At 66.7% G+C, this 14242-nt stretch carries 15 protein-coding genes; 8 read left to right on the forward strand and 7 right to left on the reverse strand.

Features of this window, described 5'->3' with window-relative positions; translation table 11 throughout:
- The first annotated feature begins 28 nt into the window (after positions 1–28).
- The 3 genes from FOC84_RS28075 to FOC84_RS28085 are packed head-to-tail and all read left to right on the forward strand — an operon-like array spanning position 29 to position 2537.
- A complete protein-coding gene (locus FOC84_RS28075) occupies positions 29–1009 on the forward strand; it encodes a Bug family tripartite tricarboxylate transporter substrate binding protein (RefSeq protein ID WP_173148046.1) in 981 nt (326 codons plus the stop codon).
- 3 nt (positions 1010–1012) lie between these two features.
- Positions 1013–1780: an MBL fold metallo-hydrolase gene (locus FOC84_RS28080; RefSeq protein WP_173148049.1), complete on the forward strand. Its 768-nt coding sequence runs from the start codon at positions 1013–1015 to the stop codon at positions 1778–1780.
- A 22-nt stretch (positions 1781–1802) separates the two neighbouring features.
- On the forward strand, positions 1803–2537 hold the full coding sequence (locus FOC84_RS28085; RefSeq protein ID WP_173148051.1) for a transporter substrate-binding domain-containing protein: 735 nt from the start codon (positions 1803–1805) through the stop codon (positions 2535–2537).
- Between the two features lie 20 nt (positions 2538–2557).
- Here the strand turns inward: FOC84_RS28085 and FOC84_RS28090 are convergent, their stop codons facing one another.
- Complete coding sequence (locus FOC84_RS28090; RefSeq protein ID WP_173148053.1) at positions 2558–3640, reverse strand: sensor domain-containing diguanylate cyclase; 1083 nt, start codon at positions 3638–3640, stop codon at positions 2558–2560.
- 204 nt (positions 3641–3844) lie between these two features.
- On the opposite strand from FOC84_RS28090, the gene FOC84_RS28095 reads away from it, so the two are divergent.
- Positions 3845–4972, forward strand: a complete 1128-nt coding sequence (locus FOC84_RS28095) for an acyl-CoA dehydrogenase family protein (protein ID WP_173148055.1) — start codon at positions 3845–3847, stop codon at positions 4970–4972.
- 9 nt (positions 4973–4981) lie between these two features.
- On the opposite strand, the gene FOC84_RS28100 is transcribed toward FOC84_RS28095, so the two are convergent.
- The 5 genes from FOC84_RS28100 to FOC84_RS28120 form a co-directional block, all read right to left on the reverse strand.
- Positions 4982–5353, reverse strand: coding sequence for a DUF2784 domain-containing protein (locus FOC84_RS28100; RefSeq protein ID WP_173148057.1), 372 nt, complete (start codon positions 5351–5353; stop codon positions 4982–4984).
- A gap of 13 nt (positions 5354–5366) precedes the next feature.
- Positions 5367–5942: a restriction endonuclease gene (locus tag FOC84_RS28105; protein ID WP_173148060.1), complete on the reverse strand. Its 576-nt coding sequence runs from the start codon at positions 5940–5942 to the stop codon at positions 5367–5369.
- A gap of 33 nt (positions 5943–5975) precedes the next feature.
- A complete protein-coding gene (locus tag FOC84_RS28110) occupies positions 5976–6221 on the reverse strand; it encodes an RNA-binding S4 domain-containing protein (protein ID WP_059380049.1) in 246 nt (81 codons plus the stop codon).
- A gap of 33 nt (positions 6222–6254) precedes the next feature.
- A complete protein-coding gene (locus tag FOC84_RS28115; RefSeq protein ID WP_173148062.1) occupies positions 6255–6914 on the reverse strand; it encodes a DUF502 domain-containing protein in 660 nt (219 codons plus the stop codon).
- Positions 6915–7041: 127 nt separating this feature from the next.
- Positions 7042–7509 carry a winged helix-turn-helix transcriptional regulator gene (locus FOC84_RS28120; protein ID WP_042793761.1) on the reverse strand — a complete coding sequence of 156 codons (468 nt, stop codon included), beginning with the start codon at positions 7507–7509 and terminating at the stop codon, positions 7042–7044.
- A 135-nt stretch (positions 7510–7644) separates the two neighbouring features.
- Between FOC84_RS28120 and FOC84_RS28125 the strand changes: the two genes are divergently transcribed.
- A complete protein-coding gene (locus FOC84_RS28125; protein ID WP_173148064.1) occupies positions 7645–8946 on the forward strand; it encodes a D-amino acid dehydrogenase in 1302 nt (433 codons plus the stop codon).
- A 97-nt stretch (positions 8947–9043) separates the two neighbouring features.
- On the opposite strand, the gene FOC84_RS28130 is transcribed toward FOC84_RS28125, so the two are convergent.
- Positions 9044–9925, reverse strand: coding sequence for a LysR family transcriptional regulator (locus FOC84_RS28130; protein WP_173148066.1), 882 nt, complete (start codon positions 9923–9925; stop codon positions 9044–9046).
- Between the two features lie 195 nt (positions 9926–10120).
- Between FOC84_RS28130 and FOC84_RS28135 the strand changes: the two genes are divergently transcribed.
- The 3 genes from FOC84_RS28135 (at position 10121) to FOC84_RS28145 (ending at position 14214) form a co-directional block, all read left to right on the forward strand.
- Positions 10121–11089 (forward strand): Bug family tripartite tricarboxylate transporter substrate binding protein, encoded by a 969-nt coding sequence (locus tag FOC84_RS28135; protein WP_254241804.1) that lies wholly within the window; start codon positions 10121–10123, stop codon positions 11087–11089.
- Between the two features lie 32 nt (positions 11090–11121).
- Positions 11122–12348 (forward strand): CaiB/BaiF CoA transferase family protein, encoded by a 1227-nt coding sequence (locus tag FOC84_RS28140; RefSeq protein WP_173148068.1) that lies wholly within the window; start codon positions 11122–11124, stop codon positions 12346–12348.
- Positions 12349–12420: 72 nt separating this feature from the next.
- Positions 12421–14214 carry an acyl-CoA dehydrogenase family protein gene (locus FOC84_RS28145; RefSeq protein WP_173148070.1) on the forward strand — a complete coding sequence of 598 codons (1794 nt, stop codon included), beginning with the start codon at positions 12421–12423 and terminating at the stop codon, positions 14212–14214.
- Positions 14215–14242 lie beyond the last annotated feature (28 nt).

Below are 14242 nucleotides of genomic sequence, written 5' to 3' on the forward strand. Positions count from 1 at the left end.
GACGGGCAGCGGTATTTTGGAGACGGACATGAAGTACAAAGCCATGGCCATGGCAATGATGGCGGGCGTGCTGGGTATGATGGCGGCTGGCGCAGCGCTGGCCTCGGACTATCCCAGCAAGCCGGTGCGCGTGATCGTGCCCTACGTCGCCGGTGGCGCGGCGGACATTACCGCCCGCGTAATCGCGCAAAAGCTGTCGGTCAGCATGGGCGCAACCTTCGTCGTGGAGAACAAGCCCGGCGCCAACGGCATGATAGGCACCGATTTTGTCGCCAAGGCCGCGCCCGACGGCTACACCTTGCTGCTGGATGCGAGCGGGCCGCTGGTGGTGAACCCCTCGCTGTACAAGAAGACGCCCTACGATCCGGTGGCCGACCTGGCCCCGATCAGCCAGATCACCAGCTACCAGTACGTGCTGGTTGTGCCGCGGCAGTCGCTGATACACAGCGTGGATGACCTGATCGCGGCGGCGCGGGCCAAGCCGGGCCAGACAAGCTACGGCTCCGCGGGCGTGGGGGCGGGCGGACACCTGGCGGGCGAACTGCTGGCGGTCATGACGCAGACCCAGCTCACACATATTCCCTATAAGGGCAATGCCCAGGCCTTGACCGACGTGCTAGGCGGCCAGCTCAGCTTCACGTTCGACACGGTGGTGACGGCCACGCCGCATCTGCGCTCCGGCAAGCTGCGCGGGTATGCGGTGTCGGGACCGAACCGCGCACAAGGCCTGCCCGATATCCCGACGATGGAAGAACTGGGCTACAAGGATTTCGTGGTCACGCAGTTCCAGGGTTTGCTGGCGCCGGCTGGCACCGATCCCAAGATCCTGTCGCGCTTGCATGAAGAGGTGGTCAAGGCCGCCCGGGAGCCCGACGTGATCCAGAAGCTCCAGACCGAAGGCGGCAACGAGATCGTCGCGGGCACGCCGCAGGAATTCGCGCGCCTGATCCAGGAAGACCTGCAGCGCTACCGCAAGCTGATCGCGGATGCGCATGTGCAGGCGGAGTAAGCCATGTACCACATCGAGGTATTGATACAAGGCTATCCAGGGCGCTCGCTGTGCCATGGCGGGCTGGGCTGGAGTACCACTACGTTGTTGCGCGGGGGCGGGCGCAACATACTGGTGGACGTGGGCGCGTTCGGTGTGCGCCATCTGCTGGGCCAGCACTTGAGCCGCTGCGGCGTAGCCGCGGCCGACGTCACCGACGTGGTGTTGACGCACGCCCACTACGATCACGCCGTCAACTTCACGCTGTTTCCCAACGCCACCGTCTGGATCGGTGAGCTGGAGCTGGCCTGGGCGGCCGCCCAGCCACCCGGATTCAATCCGCTGCCGGAGCTCTACGTGCGCGAACTGGCATCGTCTGAGCGCGTCCGGCGCATACGCGATGGCGACGAATTCCTGCCGTACCTGCGCGCGATTGCGTCGCCGGGACACACGCCGGGCCACTTGCTGTTCTACGTCGACGATGGCCGGCAAACGGTTCTGTTCACTGGCGATGCCGCGAAGAACCGGGCCGAACTGCTGTCGGGCACGGTCAACGATACCGCCGACATGGACGCCAGCCGCGCCACGCTGGCCCGCATCTGGGAGCTGTGGCGCAAGACGCCCGGGACGCTGCTGGTGCCGGGCCATGACCTGGGCATGAAGCTCGGCACGGACGGGCAGCCGGCCTATGTCGGCGAACGACGCGCGGCGCTGAACGCCTGGTTCGGCGACACGCTGGAACCGACGCGCATCGACCTCTGCTGCGGCGGCTTCAGCCACCATGGTTCATGATTTCCCCAACCTGCACAAACCTATGAATCTGAACACGAAGATTATTTCCGCCTTCGCGCCAACCGGCCGGCTGCGGGCATCCATCAACCTGGGCAATCCCATCCTGGCGGGGCGCGACGCCGCCGGCGCGTCGGCCGGCGTGTCCGTGGATCTGGCGCGTGCCTTCGCCGAAAGGCTGGGCGTGCCGCTGGACCTGGTCGTGCTGGATAGCGCGGGCGCTTCCGTGGAAACCGTCACGCGGGAAGATGCGGACATCGGTTTCTTTGCCATCGACCCGTTGCGCGCGGCCGGCATTGCCTTTACCGACGCCTATGTCCTGATCCAGGGCGCTTACCTGGTGCGTGACGAGTCTGCGCTACGCGCTTTGGACGAGGTCGACCGCGAGGGACACCGCGTCACCGTCGGGCGGGGTAGCGCGTACGACCTGTACCTGAGCCGTGAACTGAAGCGGGCGGCCATTACGCGCGCGCCCACTTCGCCGACCGTGGTCGATACTTTTTTGGCCGAGGGCACGGACGTGGCCGCGGGCGTGCTGCAGCAGCTGGAGGCGGACGCCAGGCGGTTGCAGGGCTTGCGCTTGTTGCCCGGCAGCTTCATGACCATACGCCAGGCCATGGGCGCGCCCAAGAGCCGCGGCGCCGAAGCCATGGAAGTACTGTCGGGGTTCGTCGAAGAGATGAAGGCCAGCGGCTTCGTTGCAAACGCGCTGCGCCGCCACGGCATTGAAGGCGCTGCGGTAGCGCCCGCGGCAGCCTGAATAGGGGCGCTCTTCTTGCGCTAGTGAATGACGCGCGCCGCCTTGCGCGCGCGCTTGACTTCATACATGCGGGCGTCGGCCAAGCGCACGGCGGCTTCCGCGTCCAGCCCGCGTGGGTCCAGCGCCACCACGCCGACGCTGGCGCCTTCGTACGGGACGGTTTCTTCGCCAAGCTGGTAGCGCCCCACGGTGGCGGCGGTGGCGCGCTCTTCCAGGGAACGGGCCGCTTCCTCGGCATCGCCGCGCGGCGCTTGCACGCCATGCGGGCCGCTGTCGGAGGCCAGGGCCGGGCCTGGCCCGATCAGCACGAACTCATCGCCGCCGATGCGCCCCAGCATATCCGAGCCGCGCAGGGCCGCGGAGACGCGGCGCGACACTTCCTGCAGGAACACGTCGCCTTGCTGGTGGCCGTACACGTCGTTGATGCCCTTGAAGCCGTCCAGGTCGATCACGCCGACCAGCACGCTGCCGCCTTCGCGCAGGGCGCGCGCCTGCAGGCGGTCCAGCGCTTCGTAGAGCGCGCGGCGGTTGGGCAGGCCGGTCAGCGTATCGGTCAGCGCGTAAGACATGAGTTGCACGTTGGCGGCGTGCAGCTGCTCCACCAGCATTTCGCGTTCCAGGAAGCGGGCGATCACGCTGGAGAACAGCTTCAGCACCGATTCCGCCTGCGGCTCGATCCGGTGCCGCGTGGCGCTGGCGGCGCACAGGGTGCCGAACAGCACGCCGTCGTCGGTGCGCACCGGGGCGCTCAGATAGGTCTGTATGCCCAGTTGCCGGGCCGCGTCGGAATCCGGCCAGCAGTTCGAGACATCGCTGGTGCACATGCGTCCTTCGTCCAGCGCGCGCTTGCACAGCGTGTCGTCCCAGGGCACGGACAGGCCTTCGGGTATTTGCAGTTGTCCGGCGTTGCGCGCGTAGCGGATGTGCTGGAGATCCGCCTTCAGGTCGATGGCCGTGAGATAGGTGGACTCCAGTCCGGTCACCGCGCCCAACATGTCCAGCAGCGGGCGCGTCAGCTGTTCGACGGACTTGGCCTCTGGCAGGGTGGTCGACAGTTCTGCAAGTATCGGATCCAGCACGGCGTCTCCGGGAAGCGTGGGCATATGGACGTCCGGCCCGTTGCTCCAAGGGGAGGCCGGGCCGGTGCTGTTGCCATTATGCATGCAAGCCGGCGAGGCGCGCGCCGCCGGCCGCGGCCCCTGCGGCCACGGTGTATTCTGGCAAGCATGCCGGGCCGCGCGTAGCGGGGCCGGCTTTGCAGATCAGAGCCGGCGGCGTCCGGCCGCCACGCATCAGGAGACACCACCATGCTATTGACCGAAGAACAGCTCAGCGTCCAGGAAATGGCGCGCCGCTTCGCGCAGGAGCGCCTGGCTCCCAATTCGGAGGCCTGGGACCGCGACCATCACTATCCGGCCGACGCCATTGCCGAAATGGCGCAGCTGGGCTTTTTCGGCATGCTGGTGCCCGAAGCTTGGGACGGCAACGACAGCGGCTATATCTCGTATGCGGTCGCGCTGGAGGAAATCGCGGCTGGCAACGGCGCCTGCTCCACCATCATGAGCGTGCACAATTCGGTTGCCTGCATGCCCATCCTGAAGTTCGGCACCGACGCGCAGAAAGAGCAGTTCCTGCGTCCGCTGGCAACGGGCGAGCATATCGGCGGATTCGCGCTGACCGAGCCGCAGGCCGGTTCGGACGCCAGCAGCCTGCACACGCGGGCGCGGCGCGATGGCGACGGCTACATCCTGAATGGCGCCAAGCAATTCATCACGTCCGGGCGCAGCGGCCAGGTCGTGATCGTGTTCGCCGTGACCGACCCCGAGGCCGGCAAGCGCGGCATCTCGGCGTTCATCGTGCCCACCGATACGCCGGGCTACAAGGTGCTGCGGGTCGAGGACAAGCTGGGCCAGCACGCCTCGGACACCTGCCAGATCGCGTTCGAGGACATGCGTATCCCGGCCGCCTACCGGCTGGGCGCGGAGGGCGAGGGCTACAAGATCGCCCTGTCCAACCTGGAGGGCGGACGCATCGGCATCGCTTCCCAGTCCGTGGGCATGGCGCGCGCGGCCTACGAGTGCGCGCGCGACTATGCGCGCGACCGCCAGGCCTTCGGCAAACCCATCATGGAGCATCAGGCGGTCGCGTTCCGCCTGGCCGACATGGCGACGCAGATCCATGCGGCGCGCCAGATGGTGCTGCACGCGGCGGCGCTGCGCGAAGCCGGCAGGCCCGCGCTGACGGAGGCGTCCATGGCCAAGCTGTTCGCCTCCGAGATGGCCGAAAAGGTGTGTTCGTCTGCCATCCAGACCTTGGGCGGGTACGGCTATCTGAAGGATTTTCCGGTGGAACGCATTTATCGCGACGTGCGCGTGTGCCAGATCTACGAAGGCACCAGCGACATCCAGCGCCTGGTGATCGCCCGGGCCTTGTAAACCAAAAGGCTAGGCCGGCTGACGCCGGCCGCGCCGCGCCCACAGCGCGTAGACGACGATGTTGCCCACGATCAGCAACGCCGCCAGCACGATCTGCGTGCCGCGGGTGATGCCTTCGGGGTAGATCAGCGCCAGCACATAGTGTTCGATGAAGCCGCCGCCATAGCCTTGCTGGCCGGCCTGCTGGCGCAGCGAAATCTCCAGCGGTGTCAGCGGGCAGATCCAGCCCATGCCTATCACCAGCGCGCCCCAGGCCAGCGCCGGCAGGTGCAGGTAGGCGATCCAGCGCTTCCATAGCGCCAGCAGCCCGCCGAACACCACGAAGGCCACGAAGAGGCCATGCACGATGAGCACCAGGTCGGCGAGCAGTCGATAGCTCATGGCCGTGTCCGCCTCAGGGCTTGAGGTCCCGCAGCAGCTTGGCCAGTTCAGGCGCCGTCATCAGCGACACGCCTTGCGACTTGGCGTATTGCAGCGCATTGTCGGAGACCTCGCCGAGCGCGATGTAGATGGCTTCGCGCGCGCCGCGTTTTTCGCGCGCCGCCTGCAGCTCGCGCAAGGGTTCGACGCCGACGCGGGCGGCCTTCCAGCGCTTGGCGCTGACCAGGGCGACGTGGCCGTCCTTGGTCAGCGCGAAATCGGCGCCGGGCAATTGCAGGCGTTCGACTTCGCAGCCGTCGCGGCGAAAGCCCGCTTCGACGGTCTTGGAAAAATCCGCCCAGGACATGCCGGCGGCGGCTTCGGCCACGGCCTGCACCCGCGCGCCCGAGGGCGAGCGCAATTGCTTGTAGGCCGCCATGATGGCGATGACCGCGAACGGCACCGCGGCGAACACGCCCATCGCGGCGTACTCCAGGGGCAGCGCGGCAAAGCCCGCGGCCGACAGCAGCACGGCCACGCCGGCGCTCATCCACCAGGGCGAGCGCAGCAGCACGGCGAAGATGGAGTTCTGGGACATCTTGAATTTCATGGCGGCTCGTGGTGAGACTGGGTGGGGAGGGCGTCAGGCGTCCTGGCCGCCGGCGTCGGGGCCGCGCACGACGATGCGCACGTCGCCGCAGGTCACGATCTGGCCGGCGCGGATCTTGGCCGTCTTGCGGCTTTCGACCACGCCGCCCACGCTGACATGGCCTTCGGCCACCAGCATCTTGCCCGCGCCGCCGCTGTCGCACACGCCGGTGGCCTTGAGCAGCTGGTTCACTTCAATGTAGGGGCTGCCTTCGGCCAGCGTGAATTCGATGATGGGCATGTCGCGTCTGTTGTAGAAGTAAGAGCGGGGTGCTCAGGCCTGGCCGCCGCCGTTGGGGCCGCCCTGGGTTTCGGCGGGCGGCTCTTGCGCGGCGGGACGGTTGTTGTTGGTCTCGGCGCGCGCCATCCAGGCGATCAGGGACGAGCGCATGGCTTCCTCGACCGACATCTGGATGGGCTGGACCCATTCCTGCGGCACGAACACGGTGTAGCCGCCGATCATGTAGCCCATGGGCAGGTAGACGGCCACCCGCTCGCCCTGCGTGAAGCCTTCGGGCAGGCCTTCCATGTTGCGGCGGGTGACCAGGCCGACCAGTTCCAGCTGCTGGCCCGGTATGCGCAGGACCACGACCTGCTGGGCGGTGTTCTTGGAGCTGGGCGAAAAATAGTCCGCGAAGCTTTTCAGCGACGAGTAGATGCTCTTGACCACCGGCAGGTTGGTGAACGGCATTTCCAGCAGCACCAGCACGCGCTGCACGCGTTCCTTGGACACCAGGTAGCCGATGGCCAGGATACCCAGGATGCCCAGCGCCAGGCCCATGCCCGGCACGTAGAAGCCGCCGATGAAGGGGCGCAGGAAGGTCAGCGCCACGGCTTCGGTCCAGGCCAGGAAGATGTACAGCAGGTAGATCGTCAGGGCCAGCGGCAGGACCGTGATCAGGCCGCGGAAGAAGTATTTATAGAGACGGCTCATAGACATAGGCAAGTAAATTAGGGTCGGATTACGCGGCAAAGGCACGCGCCGAAGGGCCGCCAGCATAGCAGCCGGCGCGGGCCCGGCCGGTAACAATCGGCGTGCAATCCGCCGAGGCGGCGCGCGCCTAGCGGTCCACGGGCAGGTACAGGGTCTCCTTGATCTCCTCCATGACCACGTAGCTGCGCGATTCGGCGGACGCGGGCAGGCGCTTGAGGATTTCGCCCAGGAGACGGCGGTATTCGTTCATTTCAGTCAGGCGGGCCTTGACCAGGTAGTCGAAGTCGCCCGACACCAGGTGGCATTCCATGACTTCGGGCACATACAGCAGCTCTTTCTTGACCTTGTCGAAGACGTCGCCGGATTTGGCCGACAGCTTGATCTCCAGGAAGACGAGCAGGTTCTTGCCCAGCGCCGCCGGATTGACGCGCGCATGGTAACCCGTGATGACGCCTTCGCGCTCCATGCGCTTGATGCGGTCGGAGCAGGGGGTGGCGGACAGGCTGATCCGGTCGGCCAGTTCGGTCACGGAAATGCGGCCTTCCCGCTGCAGGATGTCCAGGATTTTCAGGTCGATACGGTCTAGCTCGCGCATTTCACTTTTGGCGATCGAAAAACAGGAGGGGGCCGGGAAAAAGCACTGCCAAAGAAAAATCTTCAGTGCTTTTCACTACTAAGAGGCCCATAGACTACCGAAATTCCTGAACAAAACCAATCATCGGAAAGAATCATGCACGTCATCGTCCTCGGCAGCGGCGTCATCGGTACCACCACCGCCTATTATCTGGCCCGGCTAGGCGCCAAAGTCACGGTGCTGGACCGCCAGCCCTCGGCGGCGCAGGAGACCAGCTACGCCAACGCCGGGCAGGTTTCGCCGGGTTATTCCACGCCCTGGGCCGCGCCCGGGATTCCGTTGAAGGCCATCAAATGGCTGTTCCAGAAACACGCGCCGCTGGCCATCCGCCTGGACGGCAGCCTGTTCCAGCTGAAATGGATGGCGTCCATGCTGGCCAATTGTTCGGCCGAACGCTACTCGGTGAATAAGGAGCGCATGCTGCGCCTGTCCGAGTACAGCCGCGATTGCCTGCGCGAACTGCGGCAATCCACCGGCATCCACTACGAAGAGCGCACTCGCGGCACGCTGCAGCTGTTCCGCACCGAGGCCCAGCTGGAAGCCGCCCGCCGCGACATCGCCGTGCTGGAAGAAGTGGGCGTGCCCTACGAACTGCTGGACCGCAGCCGCCTGGTGGCGGCCGAGCCCGCCCTGGCGCGTTCGCTGCACAAGCTGTCGGGCGGCCTGCGCCTGCCCAATGACGAGACCGGCGACTGCCAGCTGTTCACGACGCGACTGGCCGAAATGGCCAAGGCCCTGGGCGTGGAATTCCGCTTTGGCCAGACGGTGTCGGGCCTGAATACTGCCGGCGGCCAGATCACCGGCGTGCGCGTGGGCAACGAAGTGCTGACCGCCGACCGTTATGTCGCTGCCTTCGGCAGCTACACGCGCGACTTTCTCAGCCCGTTGGGCCTGGACCTGCCGGTGTATCCGCTCAAGGGCTACTCGCTCACCATACCCATGGCCGACGAATCGGCCGCGCCGGTCTCGACCATCCTGGACGAAACCTACAAGATCGCCGTCACGCGCTTCGACCAGCGCATCCGCGTGGGCGGCATGGCCGAGATCGCGGGCTTCGACCTGCGCCTGAAGGACGCCCGCCGCAAGACGCTGGAGCTGGTCGTCAACGATCTGTTCCCCGGCAGCGGCCACGTGGCCCAGGCGGAATTCTGGACCGGCCTGCGCCCCATGACGCCGGACGGCACGCCCGTGGTCGGCGCCACCCGCTACGGCAACCTGTACCTGAACACCGGCCACGGCACGCTGGGCTGGACCATGGCTTGCGGCTCCGGCAAGCTGGTGGCCGATCTGGTCATGGGCCAGCGCCCGGCCATCCGCACGGACGGCCTGGCCCTGTCGCGCTACGACCGCAAGGCGGCATCCAGCCAATCGCTGGTGCTGGACGGCAAGAGCGCCTGATTCCTGGCTTTTCCCTGGCCTGGGCCCAACGTCAGGCTCACAGCGGTCCGCCCGGCGCAGCATGCCGGCCGGGCCGCTGTGTTCATGGGCGCTGCGTTCACGCCTGTGGCGCCGCCAATTGCTCCAGCATGGCCAGCACCGCCGGCTGCCGTTCGTCGTGGCGCCAGATGCCGCGCAGGTCCGACGGGGTGGACGCATGCGTCAGCGGGCGGCAGGCCAGGTTGGGCAATTGCACTTTCCCCAGCGAGGCCGGGACCAGGGACACGCCGAACTCGTGCGATACCAAGGTGGCGATCGTCAGCATGTTCCGCACCTTGTGCCGGATATGCGGCGTGAAGCCGGCCTGCAGGCAAAGCGCCAGTATCTTGTCGTAGTAGCCGGGCGAGAAATCCCGCGGAAACAGCACGAAGTCGTCGTGTTGCAACTGCTGCGCGTCGATCGCCTCGAGTCCGGCCAGGGGATGCGTTGCCGGCAGCAGGCAGACGAAGTCTTCGCGGTGCAGCACGCGCGACGCGACGCCCGCCGGCAGCACCCGGGGATGCACGATCCCGATGTCGATCTGGCCACGTTGCAGCGCGTCGATCTGCTCATAGCTGTTGAGTTCGTACAGGACCACTTCGACTTCCGGACGCGCCACCGCATAGGCCCGGACATCGGACGCCAGCCGCGTCAGGAACGACGAACCCACGAAGCCGATATGCACGGCGCCGCTTTCGCCCTTGGCCGCGCGCCGCGCCTGTTCCTCGGCGTCGCGCGCCAGCGCCAGCAGCTTCAAGGCTTCCCGATAGATCACCTTGCCGGCCTCGGTCAGCGCCACTTCGCGGGTGGTGCGCCGCAGCAGTTCCATGCCCAGCGAGGTTTCCAGCTGGCGGATGTTGAAGCTGAGGGGCGGCTGGCTGATGGACAGGCGCTTGGCGGCCCTGCCGAAATGCAACTCCTCGGCAACGGCCACGAAGTAGCGGAGTTGACGCAGATCCATGGGGCCTCGCGGCGTGAGGGGAGGGAGTTGGATCGCGCGCGCAGACCGCAAAAGATTGATCCAACATCGGTATGAATAGCACAAAAAAATATATTGGACGCGAAAAATCGCGCTGCCAATAATGGGTTTCACCGCGGACACACGCGGCCATGAATCCGGGCAAAGACCCGCGATCGATCCCCCAAGGAGACTATTGTGCGTATCCCTAGCCTCATCGCGCTGGCCGCCAGCGCATTGCTTGCCGCCACCGCCGCCCAAGCCCAGGACTATCCCCGCATGCCCATCCGTCTCATCGTGCCGTACGCGGCGGGCGGAATGACCGACGTGGTCGCGCGCGTCATCGGCCAGAAGCTCGGAGAACGGCTGGGCCAGCCGGTGATCGTGGAAAACCGGGCGGGCGCCGCCACCATCATCGGCGCGGAGATGGTGGCCAATGCCAAGCCCGATGGCTACACCTTGCTGGCGGCAACCAACACCACGCTGACGATCAATCCCTGGCTGTACCCGAAACTGCCCTATGACGCGGTCAAGAGCTTTGCGCCGATTGCGCTGGTCGCCACCACGCCCAGCGTCATCGTCGTCAATCCGAAGGTCCCCGCGCAGACGCTGGAACAGTTCGTGCAGCTGGCCCAGGCCAAGCCGGGCGAGTTCAGCTATGCCTCGTACGGCGCCGGTTCGACGGCGCACCTGGCCGGCGAGATGCTGAGATCCAGGACAAAGGTCAATCTGCTGCACGTGCCGTACAAGGGCAGCGCGCCGGCCAAGGCGGCGGTGATGGGCGGCGAAGTCTCCGTCACGTTCGAGCCCGCGTTCACGGGCTTGCCGCAGATCCAGGCGGGCAAGCTGACCGCGCTGGCCGTCATGAGCGACAAGCGCTCCGCGGTGTTGCCGCAGTTGTCGACCACGGCGGAACTGGGCTATCCGGACATGAAGATGTCCGCATGGGTCGGAATCCTGGCGCCATCGGGCACGCCGCCCGCCATCGTCAAGTCGCTGAGCGGCGCGATCGAACAGATCATGGTCCAGGCGGACGTGCGGGATGCCTTGCTGCGTTCGGGAGGAGAGCCGGTGGGTTACTTCGGCGACGCCTTCAGCGCCTACATGCGCGAGGAAAGCGCGCGTTACGGGCAGGTCATCAAAGACGCCAACATCCGCATCGATTAACCGCGCCGCACCGGCATCGAGACCCCAGACACATGAGCATCAAACCGCTTTCCCACATCCGCGTACTCGACCTGACCCGCGTGCTGGCAGGACCCTGGTGCACCCAGAATCTTGCCGACCTGGGCGCCGACGTGACCAAGATCGAGCGCCCCGGCGCGGGTGACGACACCCGAGGTTGGGGCCCGCCCTGGATGCCCGATGCCGAGGGCCGGCCGCGCGAGGATTCCGGCTACTACGCGTCGGCCAATCGCGGCAAGAAATCCGTGACCGTGGACATTTCCACCGCCGAAGGCCAGGACATCATCCGCCGCCTGGCCGCGGATTCCGATGTGCTGGTCGAGAACTACAAGGTTGGCACGCTGGCGCGCTATGGATTGGGCTACGAAGACCTGCGCGCCGACAATCCCGCGCTGGTCTATTGCTCGATCACGGGATTCGGGCAGACCGGGCCCTACCGGCACCGGCCGGGCTACGACTTCATTTTCCAGGGCATGGGCGGCCTCATGAGCGTCACGGGCGAGGCGGATGGGCTGCCGGGAGGAGGCCCGCAGAAAGTGGGGGTCGCGGTGGCGGACATCACGACCGGCATGTACGCCAGCCTGGCGATTGCCGCAGCCTTGGCCTGGCGCGAACGCAGCGGGCAGGGGCAGCACATAGACATGGCCTTGCTGGACTGCGTGCTGGCGTTCGGCAGCAACCCCGCGGTCAATTACCTGGTGTCCGGCAAGGCGCCCAGGCGCTATGGCAACGCGCACGCCAACGCGGTGCCATACCAGGTGTTCGATACGCAGGACGGACGCTTGATCGTGGCCGTGGGCAACGACAGCCAGTTCGCGGCCTATTGCCAGGAGATCCAGCGGCCGGACCTGGCGCAGGATCCGCGCTACGCCAAGGTCAGCGGGCGTCTGACCCATCGCGACACGCTGCTGCCCCTGCTGGCTGAAATCATGAAGACGGACACCAGCACGGCGTGGCAACGGCGTCTGGAACTTGCGGGGGTGCCCAGCGGACCCATCAACACGTACTCCGAGACGTTCGCCGACCCGCAGGTCGTGCACCGCGGCCTGCGCGTGGATTTGCCCTTGTCGACGGGCGGAACCTGCCCGGGCATCGCCAGCCCCATGCGGTTCTCGGCGACGCCGCTGGACCATGCCGCGGGTCCGCCCGTGTTGGGCGAGCACACCAGGGACGTGCTGACGCAGCGTCTCGGCTTGTCGGACGCCGCGCTGACGCAACTGCGCGCTGCCGGCGTCATCTGATTTCCCATTGCCGACGCATGCATCCGCGCCGCTGCAGGCGCGGCGCCGGCCCACGACCTTCAGGAGCTGCCCATGTCATTTTCAGCCAGATACGATGAATACGCACGCCCGCGTCCCGAGCGGTCTACGCAGAGCTCCCACTTCCTCGCGCCCGACTGCGCGGGCCTGGACTTCTACGCGCTGGATCGGGGCCTGCAGGATCTGCTGAGGCTATACCTGCCTGCCGGCGCGCATGCGCAGCTGTTGCCGCAGTTCCAGCGCATGGGGCAATTGGCGGGGGGGCGTCTCAATACCTTGGCGACCGTGGCCGACAAGTATCCACCCGTGCTGCATGCGCGCACGCGCTGGGGCGAGGACGAAGACTGGATCGAGTACCACCCGGCCTATCAGGAGATGGAACATATCGCCTTTGCGGACTTCCAGTTCCACGCCATGAGCCATCGCGCCGGCGTGCTGGGCTGCGACGCGCCGCTGCCGCCCGTGGCGAAGTACGCGCTGCAATACCTGTTCGTCCAGTCCGAGTTCGGCCAGATGTGTCCGATCAGCGTATCGGATACCTCGATTCATCTGATCAGAAAATTCGGCAGTCCGGCCCTGCAGGAAAGACTGCTGCCGCGCATGCTGTCCAGCGACCCTGCCGTGCTCTGGAAGGGGACGCAATTCATGACGGAGAAGACCGGCGGATCCGATGTGGGAGCCCTGGAAACCGTTGCCCGCCATGCTGACGGGATCTGGCGCCTGCATGGAGAAAAATGGTTCTGCTCGCACACCGACGCGGACGTCGCCTTGCTGCTGGCCCGCCCCGAAGGCGCGCCCGGGGGCACGCGCGGCTTGGCCCTGTTTGCGATGCCGCGCCGCCTGGAAGACGGCAGCCGCAACGCCTATCGCATCGTCCGGCTGAAGGACAAGCTGGGCACGCGTTCGATGGCCAGCGGCGAAATCCGCCTGGAAGGCGCCCAGGCATACCTGGTGGGGGAGGCGGACCAGGGGCTCAAGCACATGATGGAGCAGGTCAACCTGTCGCGCCTGTCGCACGGCGTGCGCGCAGCGGCGATGATGCGGCGCTGCCTGAACGAGGCCATGCTGGCCGCGCGCCATCGGCGTGCGTTCGGACGCGATGTCATGGCCTATCCGCTGCTGCGCCGCCAACTGCTGAAACTGCTGACGCCGACGGAAGCGGCCTTGTCCATGGTCATGGCGGCGGCGGACATCATGCGGCGCGCCCAGGAAGGCGATTCGGCCGCCGCGCAGGGTTTGCGGCTGCTGACGCCGCTGCTCAAGCTGCGCACCTGCCGGGACAACATCACCGTGGCGACGGGCGCGATGGAGATACGCGGCGGCAACGGCTACATCGAGGACTTCGTCAATGCCCGGCTGGTCCGCGACGCGCATATCGGCGTGCTCTGGGAAGGCACCAGCAACATCAATGCGCTCGACGCGATTCAGCGGGCCGTGCGCAAGGACCGGGCGCACGAGGCGCTGTCCGCGTTGCTGGAAACCAGGCTTGAGGAGGCGGCCGCCGTACCCGCCGCCTGGCGCGCCACGTTGCGGGCTTGCCTGCGCCGGGCAGTCGGGCTGGCCCAGGCGGTCGGGGCAGAGGAAAAACACGAGGCGCAGGTGCGCCGCGCGGCGTCCGCGCTCTATTACGCGTCGGCGGCGGTCTTCATGGCCTGGGAAAGCTGCCAGCCCGGCGTGGATGCCAGGCGTCTGCTGCTGGCGGATGCCGTGCTGCGCCACTATCTGCTTCCCGCCGATCCCTTGCGCGATGCGGGCGAGGGCGGCGAGACGCAAGGCGATACGCTGATGCTGCAAGAGGCGCCCTTGACGCTGGCGCAGGTGCTGCCTGCGCTGGCTGCGCCCGCCTGAAGGGACGCCGTGCCGCAAGCAGGGGTCT

The organism is Achromobacter pestifer (genome assembly GCF_013267355.1).
Lineage (GTDB): Bacteria > Pseudomonadota > Gammaproteobacteria > Burkholderiales > Burkholderiaceae_B > Achromobacter > Achromobacter pestifer_A.

Excerpts from the sequence above, each read along its gene's own strand:
- FOC84_RS28095 (WP_173148055.1), top strand. The coding sequence starts at position 3,845 with ATGCTATTGACCGAAGAACAGCTCAGCGTCCAGGAAATGGCGCGCCGC.
- FOC84_RS28125 (WP_173148064.1), top strand. The coding sequence starts at position 7,645 with ATGCACGTCATCGTCCTCGGCAGCGGCGTCATCGGTACCACCACCGCC.
- FOC84_RS28080 (WP_173148049.1), top strand. The coding sequence starts at position 1,013 with ATGTACCACATCGAGGTATTGATACAAGGCTATCCAGGGCGCTCGCTG.
- FOC84_RS28115 (WP_173148062.1), bottom strand. The coding sequence starts at position 6,914 with ATGAGCCGTCTCTATAAATACTTCTTCCGCGGCCTGATCACGGTCCTG.
- FOC84_RS28145 (WP_173148070.1), top strand. The coding sequence starts at position 12,421 with ATGTCATTTTCAGCCAGATACGATGAATACGCACGCCCGCGTCCCGAG.
- FOC84_RS28090 (WP_173148053.1), bottom strand. The coding sequence starts at position 3,640 with ATGCCCACGCTTCCCGGAGACGCCGTGCTGGATCCGATACTTGCAGAA.
- FOC84_RS28100 (WP_173148057.1), bottom strand. The coding sequence starts at position 5,353 with ATGAGCTATCGACTGCTCGCCGACCTGGTGCTCATCGTGCATGGCCTC.
- FOC84_RS28105 (WP_173148060.1), bottom strand. The coding sequence starts at position 5,942 with ATGAAATTCAAGATGTCCCAGAACTCCATCTTCGCCGTGCTGCTGCGC.
- FOC84_RS28085 (WP_173148051.1), top strand. The coding sequence starts at position 1,803 with ATGAATCTGAACACGAAGATTATTTCCGCCTTCGCGCCAACCGGCCGG.
- FOC84_RS28140 (WP_173148068.1), top strand. The coding sequence starts at position 11,122 with ATGAGCATCAAACCGCTTTCCCACATCCGCGTACTCGACCTGACCCGC.
- FOC84_RS28075 (WP_173148046.1), top strand. The coding sequence starts at position 29 with ATGAAGTACAAAGCCATGGCCATGGCAATGATGGCGGGCGTGCTGGGT.
- FOC84_RS28130 (WP_173148066.1), bottom strand. The coding sequence starts at position 9,925 with ATGGATCTGCGTCAACTCCGCTACTTCGTGGCCGTTGCCGAGGAGTTG.
- FOC84_RS28110 (WP_059380049.1), bottom strand. The coding sequence starts at position 6,221 with ATGCCCATCATCGAATTCACGCTGGCCGAAGGCAGCCCCTACATTGAA.
- FOC84_RS28120 (WP_042793761.1), bottom strand. The coding sequence starts at position 7,509 with ATGCGCGAGCTAGACCGTATCGACCTGAAAATCCTGGACATCCTGCAG.